The 12,539-nt window shown below is 71.9% G+C and carries 10 protein-coding genes; 9 read left to right on the plus strand and 1 reads right to left on the minus strand.

The features are described from left to right. Window positions 1–95 precede the first annotated feature (95 nt). From ACGFYV_RS30735 to ACGFYV_RS30755, 5 genes are all read left to right on the plus strand, one after another. Window positions 96–1,121, plus strand: coding sequence for a LacI family DNA-binding transcriptional regulator (locus ACGFYV_RS30735; protein WP_393881779.1), 1,026 nt, complete (start codon window positions 96–98; stop codon window positions 1,119–1,121). A 475-nt stretch (window positions 1,122–1,596) separates the two neighbouring features. Next, the gene (locus ACGFYV_RS30740) at window positions 1,597–2,571 is read left to right on the plus strand and encodes a S1C family serine protease (RefSeq protein WP_393881780.1); all 975 of its coding nucleotides are present in this window, start codon (window positions 1,597–1,599) and stop codon (window positions 2,569–2,571) included. A gap of 88 nt (window positions 2,572–2,659) precedes the next feature. Next, the gene (locus ACGFYV_RS30745) at window positions 2,660–2,893 is read left to right on the plus strand and encodes a hypothetical protein (protein ID WP_393881781.1); all 234 of its coding nucleotides are present in this window, start codon (window positions 2,660–2,662) and stop codon (window positions 2,891–2,893) included. A gap of 118 nt (window positions 2,894–3,011) precedes the next feature. Continuing rightward, window positions 3,012–3,746, plus strand: coding sequence for a response regulator transcription factor (locus tag ACGFYV_RS30750; RefSeq protein WP_393881782.1), 735 nt, complete (start codon window positions 3,012–3,014; stop codon window positions 3,744–3,746). Continuing rightward, window positions 3,743–5,188 carry a sensor histidine kinase gene (locus ACGFYV_RS30755; protein ID WP_393881783.1) on the plus strand — a complete coding sequence of 482 codons (1,446 nt, stop codon included), beginning with the start codon at window positions 3,743–3,745 and terminating at the stop codon, window positions 5,186–5,188. The genes ACGFYV_RS30750 and ACGFYV_RS30755 overlap by 4 nt, the downstream gene beginning before the upstream one ends. A gap of 145 nt (window positions 5,189–5,333) precedes the next feature. On the opposite strand, the gene ACGFYV_RS30760 is transcribed toward ACGFYV_RS30755, so the two are convergent. Further along, a complete protein-coding gene (locus tag ACGFYV_RS30760) occupies window positions 5,334–7,127 on the minus strand; it encodes a bifunctional metallophosphatase/5'-nucleotidase (RefSeq protein WP_393881784.1) in 1,794 nt (597 codons plus the stop codon). A gap of 267 nt (window positions 7,128–7,394) precedes the next feature. Between ACGFYV_RS30760 and mshD the strand changes: the two genes are divergently transcribed. The 4 genes from mshD (at window position 7,395) to ACGFYV_RS30780 (ending at window position 12,507) form a co-directional block, all read left to right on the plus strand. After that, window positions 7,395–8,324 (plus strand): mycothiol synthase, encoded by a 930-nt coding sequence (mshD, locus tag ACGFYV_RS30765; protein WP_393881785.1) that lies wholly within the window; start codon window positions 7,395–7,397, stop codon window positions 8,322–8,324. Window positions 8,325–8,584: 260 nt separating this feature from the next. Next, window positions 8,585–10,939, plus strand: coding sequence for an RNA degradosome polyphosphate kinase (locus ACGFYV_RS30770; RefSeq protein ID WP_393881786.1), 2,355 nt, complete (start codon window positions 8,585–8,587; stop codon window positions 10,937–10,939). Then, window positions 10,920–12,059, plus strand: a complete 1,140-nt coding sequence (locus ACGFYV_RS30775; RefSeq protein ID WP_393881787.1) for a CHAD domain-containing protein — start codon at window positions 10,920–10,922, stop codon at window positions 12,057–12,059. Before ACGFYV_RS30770 ends, ACGFYV_RS30775 begins: the two co-directional genes overlap by 20 nt. Before the next feature lie 19 nt (window positions 12,060–12,078). Then, entirely contained in the window at window positions 12,079–12,507 is a 429-nt protein-coding gene (locus ACGFYV_RS30780; RefSeq protein WP_393881788.1) for an NUDIX hydrolase, read from the plus strand. Window positions 12,508–12,539: the final 32 nt, after the last annotated feature.

Genomic DNA, 12,539 nt, shown 5'->3' on the forward strand with positions numbered 1-12,539 from the left:
CGGCGTCCGGCCGGCGTCCGGTCCGGGCGTTGCCACCGCAATCCGGGCCTCGATACGCCCTGCCCACGGCGGATCCATCCGCGTAGACTCCGCGCGTGGCCAAGGTGACTAGGGATGACGTGGCACGGCGCGCTGGGACCTCCACCGCCGTCGTGAGTTATGTCATCAACAACGGACCCCGGCCGGTCGCACCGGCCACGCGCGAGCGTGTCCTCGCGGCGATCAAGGAACTGGGGTACCGGCCGGACCGAGTCGCCCAGGCGATGGCCTCGCGGCGCACCGACCTCATAGGCCTGATCATCCCCGACGCCCGCCAGCCCTTCTTCGGGGAGATGGCGCACGCGGTCGAGCAGGCCGCCTCCGAGCGCGGGAAAATGGTCCTGGTCGGCAACACCGATTACATCAGTGAACGCGAGGTCCACTATCTGCGCGCGTTCCTCGGCATGCGGGTCTCCGGTCTCATCCTCGTCTCCCACGCCCTGAACGACCTGGCCGCCGCCGAGATCGACGCCTGGGACGCCCGGGTGGTGCTGCTGCACGAGCGCCCGGAGGCCATCGACGACGTCGCCGTCGTCACCGACGACCTGGGCGGCGCCCAGCTCGCCGTGCGCCACCTGCTGGAGCACGGGTACGAGTACGTGGCCTGCATGGGCGGTACGGCGGACACGCCGGCCGTCGGCGACCCGGTCTCCGACCACGTCGAGGGCTGGAAGCGGGCCATGGCTGAGGCCGGCCTGTCCACCGAGGGCCGCCTGTTCGAGGCGCCGTACAACCGCTACGACGCCTACCAGGTCGCCCTGGAACTCCTGGCGGGACCGCACCGGCCGCCGGCGATCTTCTGCTCCACCGACGACCAGGCGATCGGCGTGCTGCGGGCCGCCCGCGAGCTGCGCATCGACGTACCGGGCGAGCTGGCGGTGGCCGGGTTCGACGACATCAAGGAAGCGGCGTTCGCCGACCCGCCGCTGACCACGGTCGCCTCCGACCGCTCGGCGATGGCCCGCGCCGCCGTCGACCTGGTCCTGGACGACAGCCTGCGCGTAGCCGGCTCCCGCCGCGAACGCCTGAAAACCTTCCCCTCCCGCCTGGTAATCCGCCCAAGCTGCGGCTGCACGGGCTGACTCCGTCGGCTTGGCACGAACTGACTCCGTCGGCTCGCACGGGCTGACCTTGCTAGCTGCGCGGGCGAGCCTGCCGGCCGCACGGCCTGACCCAGTCGGATGCGCGGGCTGAGTCTGCCGGCGGCACGAGCGACCCTGCCGGTCGCACGAGCCGACCCCGCCACTCACACGGCCCGCCCCTCCCGGCCGCACGAGCCGATCCCGCCGGCGCCACGGCCCGGCCTTGCCGGCGGCAGAGCTGAGGCTGCCGGCCGCACGGCCTGGCCCCGCCTGCCGCACGAGCCGACCCCGTCGGCGGCGCGCGCTGAGACTGGCTCGGCCGGCTGTTTTGGGGGGCTCGCCTGGGATGATGAAGGGCGGATGAGAGAGGTACCCGGGGCCGCCAGAGGGGTCTTTATATCGGGCAAACGAGGTTCTGCCGGGCTTCTCAGACGGGACTCAGGAAGCTCTCATGGTGGCGGGGGAGGCTCTCGTCATGACCGAGAGCATGCACCGCAGCGGCGAGTACGAGCACGCCAATCCCGAGTGGCCGCCCCCTCCGCCGTACCCGCCGGTGGCCACCGCGCCGAAGCACCGGCGCGACCGGGGTCCCCTCGCACTCCTCGCGGCGGTCGCGATCGTCGCGGCGGCGGTCGGCGGGGGCACCGCCTTCGCCTTCCAGGAGCTGACCGGCGAGAGCACGGTCGCCGCCGCCGCCTCGACCGGCGCCCCCGCGGTGCCGTCGAGCAAGAAGGGCGACGTGGCCGCGATCGCCGCCGCGGTCAGCCCGAGCGTGGTCGAGATCAACGCGACCCTCCCGGACGGCACCTCCACCGGCTCCGGCGTGATCATCACGAGCGGCGGCGAGATCGTCACCAACAACCACGTCGTCGCGGGCGCCGACTCGGTCAAGGTGCGCACCAGCGACGGGCACAGCTACACCGCCCAGGTCGTCGGCACCGACAGCTCCAAGGACCTCGCGCTGATCAAGCTGAGCGGCGCCTCGGGCCTGAAGCCCGCCTCGCTCGGCGACTCCTCCGGCGTCCAGGTCGGCGACTCGGTCGTCGCGATCGGCTCCCCCGAGGGGCTGACCGGCACCGTCACCAGCGGCATCGTCTCCGCGCTCGCCCGGGACGTGACCGTCTCCACGGACGAGAACCAGCAGCAGGACCAGGGCGGCGTCGGACAGTGGCCGTTCCAGTTCGGCGGGCGCCAGTTCAACGGCGACACCGGCTCGTCCACCACGACGTACAAGGCGATCCAGACCGACGCCTCGCTCAACCCCGGTAACTCCGGGGGCGCCCTGATCGACGCGAACGGGCGGGTCATAGGCATCAACTCCGCGATGTACTCGTCGAGTTCGCAGGCATCCTCGTCCTCGGACGCGGGCAGCGTCGGCCTCGGCTTCGCGATCCCCGTCAACACCGTCACGTCCGACCTCGCCAAGCTGCGAGCGGGCTCCACGAGCTGAGAACGGGGACCCCCGGACCAACGGGGACCCACAGACTTCGGGGAAACCACCGAGCAGCAGGGAATCACCGAACAGCAGGGAGAACGTCATGATCAAGAAGGTTGTGCACCAGGACTCCGCGATCCGCCCGGCCGGCATCACCCTGGCCCTGGAAGTGGCCTACGAGCTGCACGCCCCGGCCCCGGTCCTCCGCGCCCCCGAGCTGACGACCCCGCCTCCCCAGCTGATGGGCCTGCGCCGCACGGCCACCCGGCCGAACCGCCGCAAGGTGCCCCTGAACCGGCTCACCGCGCTCAACCGGCTGGCCACCGTCGGAGTCTGAGGCGTCCGCCCCGGTGTTCGCACTCGCCGGCCCCGAAACGTGCGACGCTGAGAAGCGTCCCACCGCCCCACCCGCACCCCACCACACCCCCACCGCATCCCCGAGGACACCGCCAGCGATGAGCCCCGCCGAAGGCGACCGTGACACCCAGCGCATCCTGATCGTGGACGACGAGCCCGCCGTACGCGAGGCGCTCCAGCGCAGCCTCGCCTTCGAGGGCTACGACACACAGGTCGCGGTCGACGGCGCGGACGCCCTGGAGAAGGCCACGGCCTACGCGCCCGACCTGGTCGTCCTGGACATCCAGATGCCCCGCATGGACGGTCTGACGGCGGCCCGCCGCATCCGCGGCTCCGGGGACACCACACCGATACTGATGCTGACCGCCCGCGACACGGTCGGCGACCGGGTCACCGGGCTGGACGCGGGCGCGGACGACTACCTGGTCAAGCCCTTCGAGCTGGACGAGCTGTTCGCCCGCATCCGGGCCCTGCTGCGGCGCAGCTCGTACGCGGCGGCCGTGTCCACCGAGGCCCAGGAGGACGAGGCGCTGACCTTCGGCGACCTGCGCATGGACCTCGCGACACGGGAGGTCACCCGGGGCGGGCGGCCGGTGGAACTGACCCGTACGGAGTTCACGCTCCTGGAGATGTTCATGGCGCACCCGCGCCAGGTCCTCACCCGCGAGCAGATCCTCAAGGCCGTGTGGGGCTTCGACTTCGAGCCGTCGTCCAACTCGCTCGACGTCTACGTCATGTACCTGCGCCGCAAGACCGAGAGCGGGGGCGAGCCACGCCTCGTGCACACGGTCCGCGGCGTCGGGTACGTCCTGCGGCAGGACGGCGCGGAGTGAACCAGCTGACCCGCCGGTACCGGGCACTGCCGATCCGGGCGCGGCTGGCCATGCTGGTGGCCGCGGCGGTCGCCTTCGCCGTGGCCGCCGTCTCCGTCACCTGCTGGTTCCTCGTGCAGGGGAAGCTGTACGGCGAGGTCGACGACCGGCTGGCCGGCATGGGCCGGCAACTGGACAGCGACCAGGTCACCACGCTGCTGGTCACCTGCCCGCACACCCCGAGCCCCGAGGACGACCGTCCCGCCTTCCTGTACCTCCAGGTCGTCACCGCCAGCGGCAAGGCGTGCGTGGCGCCGTACTCCCAGGGCGTCGTGAAGGTGACGGACACGGACCAGGCGATGGCGCAGAATCCCACGCTGCGCACGCGTACCTTCCACAACGGCACCGACACCCAGGGCCACGACGTCCGGGTGGCCACCGTGGCCGTCCCGGTGGGCGGCGGGATCACGGTCGAGCCGTACCCCGAGGTCGCGGTCATGGTGTCGCTGTCCCTTGAGGACACCGAGCGGACCCTGAACGACCTCGCCCTCGTCCTGCTCCTCGTCTCCGGCATCGGTGTCGTGGGGGCGGGCGCGGCCGGCCTCGCCGTGGCCCGCGCGGGGCTGCGCCCGGTCGACAAGCTCACCGAGGCGGTGGAGCACGTCGCCCGCACCGAGGACCTGACCGTCCGCATCCCCGTGGCGGACGACAGCGAGGACGAGGTGGCCCGCCTGTCCCGCTCGTTCAACTCCATGACGACCGCCCTGGCCAGCTCCCGCGACCTCCAGCAGCAGCTGATCGCGGACGCCGGCCACGAACTGCGCACCCCGCTCACCTCGCTGCGCACGAACATCGAACTCCTCACCCGCAGCGAGGAGACGGGACGTCCGCTGCCGCCGGAGGACCGCAAGGCCCTGCTCGACTCGGTGAAGGCGCAGATGACGGAGCTGGCGGCGCTCATCGGCGATCTGCAGGAGCTGTCCCGTTCCGAGGGGCAGCGCGGGGAGCGGGTCCAGGTGGTGTCCTTCCAGGACACCGTCGAGGAGGCCCTGCGCCGGGCCCGGCTGCGCGGCCCGGAGCTGACGATCACGGCGGACCTGAAGCCCTGGTACGTCCGGGCGGAGCCCGCCGCCCTGGAGCGGGCGATCGTCAACATCCTGGACAACGCGGTGAAGTTCAGCCCCGAGGGCGGCACGGTCGACGTGCGGCTGGCCGACGGCGCGCTGGCCGTCCGCGACCACGGGCCCGGCATCCCCGCCGACGAACTCCCCTACGTCTTCGACCGCTTCTGGCGCTCCCCCAGCGCCCGCGCCCTGCCCGGCTCGGGCCTCGGCCTGTCCATCGTGGCCCGCACGGTCCAGCAGGCGGGCGGCGAGGTGACCCTGACCCGCGCGGCGGGCGGCGGCACGGTGGCGACGGTACGACTGCCGGGCGCGCCTACGCCGCCGCCGGAGGCGGGGTAGACGGGGTCGGCCGGGGGTCGGGCGCGCGAGACACGGGCGGGCGCCCCTGAGGAGTGCTCAGGGGCGCCCGCCCGTGTTCTGCCGCCTGCTGGCTGCTTACTGCTGGCTGCTTACTGCTTACTGCTTACTGCTTACTGCTTACTGCTTACTGCACGACGGTGATCCGGTTCGCCGGCAGGGGCGCCAGCGGCGCCGTCGGCGAGGAGTTGGCCGTCATGTACGTCTGCAGCGCGGCCAGGTCGTCGCCGCCCACCAGGTCGTTCGTGCCCTGCCCCAACGTCGGGAAGCCGTCGCCGCCGCCCGCCAGGAAGCTGTTGGTGGCGACACGGTAGGTGGCCGTGAGGTCGAGGGGGCTGCCGTTCAGACGGATCGAGTCGGTGACGATCCGGTCCGCGCCCGACCTGGTGAGGTCCAGCGTGTAGGTGAGGCCGGCCGAAGGCAGGAGGATCCGCGGGGCGGCTCCGTTGGGCCCGCTCACCTGCTCCTTGAGCACCTGGACCAGCTGGGCACCGGTGAAGTCCTGGAGGTTCACGGTGTTGGCGAACGGCTGGACCGTGAAGCCCTCGGCGTAGGTGACGACCCCGTCGCCCTCCGCGCCCTTGGCCGCGTAGGTCAGCCCGGTCCGCACACCGCCCGGGTTCATCAGCGCGAGGCTGGTCTTCGGGTCCAGCTCACGGCCGTGCGCGAGCTGCGCGTCGGCGATCAGGTCGCCCATCGGGGACTCGGTGCCGGTGTTCTCCATGTCGCCGGAGATGTAGCCGATGGCCTGGTTGCCGATGGGGGCGGCCAGGGTGTTCCAGCGGGAGATCAGCTCCGTCATGTCCGCGGCCTTGGGGACGTCCCGGGTGACCACGCGGTTCGCGGACTTCACGGCCGTACGCGCGATGTCGCCGGTGCGGCGGTCGTACGTCAGCGTGGTGTCCGTGTACAGGCGGCCGAAGGACGCGGCCGAGGTGACCATGCGCGGGCGGCCCGCCGGGTCCGGGATCGTGCACACGTACGCCATGTGGGTGTGACCGGTGACCAGGGCGTCGACGGCGGGCGTGACGTTCTTCGCGATGTCGACGATCGGGCCGGAGATGCCGCTGCCCGGACCCGCGGAGTCGCAGTCCCCGTTGTAGGCGCCGCTCTGCGGGTAGCCGCCCTCGTGGAGGAGCGCCACGATCGACTGGACGCCCTGGCGCTGGAGCTCCTTGGCGTACTTGTTGATCGTCTCGACCTCGTCCTTGAAGGCGAGGCCCTTGATGCCGGCGGCGGAGACGATGTCCGGCGTGCCCTCCAGGGTGACGCCGATGAAGCCGATCTTGACGTCCTTCTTCTTCCAGACCCAGTACGGCTTCAGGAGCGGCTTGCCGGTCTTCTCGTCCTGGACGTTCGCCGCCAGGTACGGGAAGTTCGCGCCCTTGAACTTCTGGCCGCCGTAGCAGCCGCCGGTGGGATGGCAGCCGCCGTTCTGCAGCCGGGCCAGTTCCTTCGCGCCCTCGTCGAACTCGTGGTTGCCGACCGAGGTGACGTCCAGCTTCAGCTTGTTGAGCGCCTCGATGGTGGGCTCGTCGTGGAACAGGCCCGACAGCAGCGGGGAGGCGCCGACCATGTCGCCGCCGGCCGCGGTGACCGAGTACGGGTGGCCCTCGCGAGCCGTGCGCAGGTGGGTGGCGAGGTACTCGACACCGCCCGCGTCGATCGTCTTCGTCGTACCGTCCGGCTGGAGTTCACCGATCCGGCCGGAGGAGCCGGACGGCGGTTCGAGGTTGCCGTGCAGGTCGTTGAAGGAGAGCAGCTGGACGTCCTGGTAGCGGTCCGGACGCCCGTGCCCCGCGTGGCCGGTGTGGGCCTGCGCGGGCAGCGCGGCGGCCAGTGCGGCGGCGGTGGCGAGCGCGGCGGCTGCCCCGAGTACGGCTCGGGTACGGCGTCCGGTGCGTCGGGGCGCAACGGGCATGGGACCCCCCTGTAGGTCGGCTGGGATGGCTTACCGTTCCGCCGCAGCCTAGGGTCAACGCGCGTAGCGCGACAGGAGTTTCATGGTTACATCCTGGTTTCCCTTTGCCCCTCCCTTGCCGAACCGTTGCCGCTCCCTTGCCGGCCGCTTGCCGCCGCCTTACCGCTCCCCTGCGGTCCCTGGCTGGTCCCTGACCGGTCCCTGACCGGTCCCTTCGCCCGCTGAGATGTCGGCACTTCGCCCGCACCGCCCCGTACCCTCGTACGCATGAGCAGCGACGACGACACCCTGCGGCCGTTCCCCTCCCGCTCCATCGACACGCACTCCGAACTCGCCCCGGACCGCGCCGAGGCCGTCCTGGAGCTGCTCGCCGAGGCGGCCCGGGTCGACGGGCAGCAACCGGTGTCCGAACAGGGACGGCTCCAGCTGCGCGGGGGAACCCGCGAGGGCGTCTCCCATCTGCTGCTGCACGTCGGGGACGAACTCGTCGGCTACGCCCAGCTGGAGGACACCGACCCGGTGGAGGCGCCGGCCGCCGAACTGGTCGTCCACCCCTCGCACCGCGGGCACGGACACGGGCGGGCGCTGGGCGCGGCACTGCTCGCCGCCTCCGGCAAGCGGCTGCGGGTCTGGGCGCACGGCGGACACCCCGCGGCCCGGCACCTCGCCCAGGTGCTGGGGCTGACCCTGTTCCGTGAACTGCGCCAGATGCGGCGGTCGTTGACCGACCTGGACCTGGTCGACCCGGTGCTGCCGCCGGGCGTGACGGTACGCACCTTCGTGTCCGGCAAGGACGACGCGGCCTGGCTCTTCGTCAACGCCGCCGCCTTCGCCCACCACCCCGAACAGGGCTCGCTGACCCAGCGCGACCTGGACGACCGCAAGGCCCAGCCGTGGTTCGACCCGGCCGGGTTCTTCCTCGCCGAGCGCGGCGGGGAGCTGGTGGGCTTCCACTGGACGAAGGTGCACGCCGAGGAGGGGATCGGCGAGGTGTACGTGCTCGGGGTACGGCCCGGCGAGCAGGGCGGCGGCCTCGGCAAGGCCCTGACCACGATCGGGCTGCGCCACCTGGCCGGGCAGGCGCTGCCGACGGCGATGCTGTACGTCGACGCGGACAACAAGGCGGCGGTGTCGGTGTACGAGCGGCTGGGATTCACGGTGCACGAGACCGACCTGATGTACCGCACCGAGACCTGACATATCCGTACACATCATTCTGTAAAAGTGCATGCGCCAGCATGGGCTCGCATACGTATGCACCCGTTCGCGCATGTCCGCGTACGCCCGCATATGTCCGTTCATGTGTGCGTAAGGGGCGGCGCACTCTCCGTACGCCGCCCCCCGGCGCCGCCGGGCAGGGAATTTTCCGGTCAAGGCCCCCCGGGAGCCGCCCTGCGCTATCCCGCACGTCATGTCTCCGTAACCATTGATTCAGCCGGGCTTGCGACGCTCGGCCAATGACGCCCGCCGTGCCAGAGCCTTCACCGCCCCCCGAGGGGCCCGCGGAGAACGGGGCCCTGACGCTCCCGCCCGCTCGTTCCGACGCGCCCGTCACGCCCTCCGCGCGGAAGAATGGGTTCATGAGTCAGCAAGAAGCCCAGGCATCGGTCCAGCACACCCAGCCCCCCGTGGGCTCCATCGCGGCCCACCGCCCCCACACCGTGGCGGCGACCGTCTCCGACCTGGAACCCGACCTCGACGCGGATCTCGACGCGTACGAGGAGACTCCGGGCGAGGGCGCACCGCTGCCGCACGGGCGCTTCCTCGACAGGGAGCGCAGCTGGCTCGCGTTCAACGAGCGGGTCCTCGAACTGGCGGAGGACCCGAACACCCCCCTGCTGGAGCGCGCCAACTTCCTGGCGATCTTCGCCAGCAACCTGGACGAGTTCTTCATGGTCCGGGTGGCCGGTCTGAAGCGCCGTATCGCGACCGGCGTCGCCACCCGCTCGGCCTCCGGCCTCCAGCCCCGCGAGGTGCTGGAGATGATCTGGGCCCGCTCCCGCGAACTCATGGCCCGGCACGCCGCCTGCTACCACGAGGACGTCGCCCCCGCACTCGGGGAGGAGGGCATACACCTCGTCCGCTGGAGCGAGCTGACCGAGAAGGAGCAGGCCCGCCTCTTCACGCTCTTCCGGCACCAGATCTTCCCGGTCCTCACCCCGCTGGCGGTCGACCCCGCCCACCCGTTCCCGTACATCTCCGGCCTGTCCCTGAACCTGGCCGTCGTCGTACGCAACCCGGTCAGCGGCCACAAGCACTTCGCCCGCGTGAAGGTGCCGCCCCTGCTGTCCCGCTTCCTGGAGGCCACGCCCGGCCGGTACGTCCCGCTGGAGGACGTCATCGCCGCGCACCTGGAAGAGCTGTTCCCGGGCATGGAGGTGCTGGAGCACCACGCCTTCCGGCTCACCCGCAACGAGGACCTGGAGGTCGAGGAGGACGACGCCGAGAACCTCCTCCAGGCCCTGGAGAAGGAACTCATGCGGCGCCGCTTCGGCCCGCCCGTGCGCCTGGAGGTCGAGGAGTCCATCGACCGCGAGGTGCTCGACCTGCTGGTGCGCGAGCTGAAGATCTCCGAGGCCGAGGTCTACCCGCTGCCCGGCCCCCTGGACCTCACCGGCCTCTTCCGCATCCACGGCCTGGACCGGCCCGAGCTGAAGTACCCGAAGTTCATCGCGGGCACCCACCGCGACCTGGCCGAGGTCGAGTCGGCGTCGGCCCCGGACATCTTCGGCGCCCTGCGCCAGCGCGACGTGCTCCTGCACCACCCGTACGACTCCTTCTCGACGTCCGTGCAGGCGTTCATCGAGCAGGCCGCCGACGACCCGGACGTCCTCGCGATCAAGCAGACCCTGTACCGGACCTCCGGCGACTCCCCGATCGTCAACGCGCTCATCGACGCCGCCGAGGCCGGCAAGCAGGTCCTCGTCCTGGTCGAGATCAAGGCCCGCTTCGACGAGCACGCCAACATCAAGTGGGCGAAGAAGCTGGAGGAGGCCGGCTGCCACGTCGTCTACGGCCTCGTCGGCCTCAAGACGCACTGCAAGCTGTCCCTGGTGGTCCGCCAGGAGGGCGACACCCTGCGCCGCTACAGCCACGTCGGCACCGGCAACTACCACCCGAAGACGGCCCGCCTCTACGAGGACCTCGGCCTGCTCACCGCCGACCCGCAGGTCGGCGCCGACCTCTCGGACCTCTTCAACCGCCTGTCCGGCTACTCCCGCCGCGAGACCTACCGCCGGCTGCTGGTCGCCCCCAAGTCGCTGCGCGACGGCCTGATAGCCCGGATCAACAAGGAGGTCCAGCACCATCACGCGGGCCGCCCCGCGTTCGTCCGCATCAAGGTCAACTCGATGGTCGACGAGGCGATCATCGACGCGCTCTACCGGGCCTCCCAGGCGGGCGTCCCCATCGACATCTGGGTGCGCGGCATCTGCGCGATCCGGCCCGGCGTCGCGGGCATGTCCGAGAACATCCGGGTCCGCTCCATACTCGGCCGCTTCCTCGAACACTCCCGCGTGTTCGCCTTCGGCAACGGCGGCGAACCCGAGGTGTGGATCGGCAGCGCCGACATGATGCACCGCAACCTCGACCGCCGGATCGAGGCCCTGGTCCGGGTCACCGACCCCGGCCACCGGGCGGCCCTGAACCGGCTGCTCGACACCGGAATGTCCGACACCACCGCCTCCTGGCACCTCGGTCCCGACGGCGAATGGACGCGGCACGCGACCGACGCCGACGGACAACCCCTGCGCAACGTCCAGGAGATGCTCATAGACGCCCGGAGGCGCCGGCGTGGCACAGCAACACCTTGACCCGACGGACCCGACGTCCGGGGCGTCCCCCAGGCCCTCGACGACCGTCGAGCAGGGAGGCACACCCACCGGGGACGCCCTCGCGGTGTACCTGCGCGCCCAGGCCACGGAGTTCCTGCGCGCCCTGCGCCTGCACCGGGAGACCGGGAGCGGAGGGGCGGCGGCGGGAGCGGCGGCCGGCGCGCAGGAGTCCGCCGACGCGGCCCGCGCCCTGCGCCGCTCGGCCCGCCGGATCAGCGCCAGCCTGCACACCTTCCGGGGCATCCTGGACCCCGACTGGTCCGACGAGATGCGGCCCGAACTGGCCTGGGTCTCCGGCACGTTGGGACTTGAGCACTCCTACGGGGCCCGCCTGGAACGGCTGCTCGTGGCGCTGTACCGGCTGTCCGGCTCCACGGCACTGCCCGCGCAGCCGGTGGCCGCGGGCGCGGCCAGGGTCACCGCGGGCGCACCGCACAGCGGCGGACCCGGCCACCCCGTGAGCGCCCCGGAGCGCGGCAGCCTCACCGTCGGCGCGGCGAAGGCGGGCGCGCTGCTGGAACGTCAGCTCACCCTCGCCCGGACCCGGGCCCACTCCACGGCGCTCCAGGCCCTCGGCTCCTCCCGCTTCCACGCGGTCGCCGACAAGGTCGCCGTCCTCGCCAGCGAGGTCCCGCTCACCCTCACCGCCCCCGCCACCGACCTGCGGCCCCTGGCGTTCGCGGCCGAGGAGCGGCTCACCGACGCCGTCGCCGCGCTCCCCCTGGTCGTCGCCGGCCACCCCTACAACGCGGAGGCCCTGGTCCACGGCCTGTCCCCGGACCCCTCCCCGCACCCCCAGGACGGCCCCTGGCACCAGGTCCGCCTGCTGCTGCGCCTGCACCGGTACGCCCAGGAGGTGCTGCACGGCGGCACCTCCCCCGTCGACGTACACCTGCTCACCGCCGGCCAGGCCCTGGACCGGCACCGGGACGCCTCCGAAGCCGCCGCCGCGGCAGCCGCCGCCGCCCGCACCCCCCGCATCGCACCGGCCACGGCCTACGCCCTCGGCGTGCTCCACGCCGACCAGCGCCACGAGGTGGAGGCGGCCCGCTTCGCCTTCCAGCAGGCCTGGCAGTCGACAGCGGCCGGCACCCCCTGACCCCTGCCGAGGAGGCGGAGTGAACGACACCAAGGTCCAGGCGGCGGGTTGCGTCCTGTGGCGCCGCTCCGCCACCGGAACCGTCGAACTGTGCCTGGTCTACAGGCCCCGATGGTCCGACTGGTCCTGGCCCAAGGGGAAGAGCAAGAAGGGGGAGACGGCCCGCACGACGGCCCTGCGCGAAGTACGCGAAGAGACGGGCCACACCTGCCGCCTCGGCACGAGCCTGCCCACCGCCCGCTACGTCGACAACTCCGGCCGGGACAAGGAAGTCAGGTACTGGGCGGCCGAGTCGACCGGCGGCACCTTCACACCCAACAGCGAAGTGAGCGAACTTCTCTGGCTGCCACCGTCCCGCGCCCGCGAACGCCTCACCTACGAACGCGACCGCGACCTGATCCCTCCCACCCTCATGGCCATCGGCGTCGACCAGGACTGGGAACGCTGACAACGCCGGCGCGGACACCTTCGAGCGGACGG

Origin of the sequence: Streptomyces sp. NPDC048297 (genome assembly GCF_043201585.1) — a bacterium.
Lineage (GTDB): Bacteria > Actinomycetota > Actinomycetes > Streptomycetales > Streptomycetaceae > Streptomyces.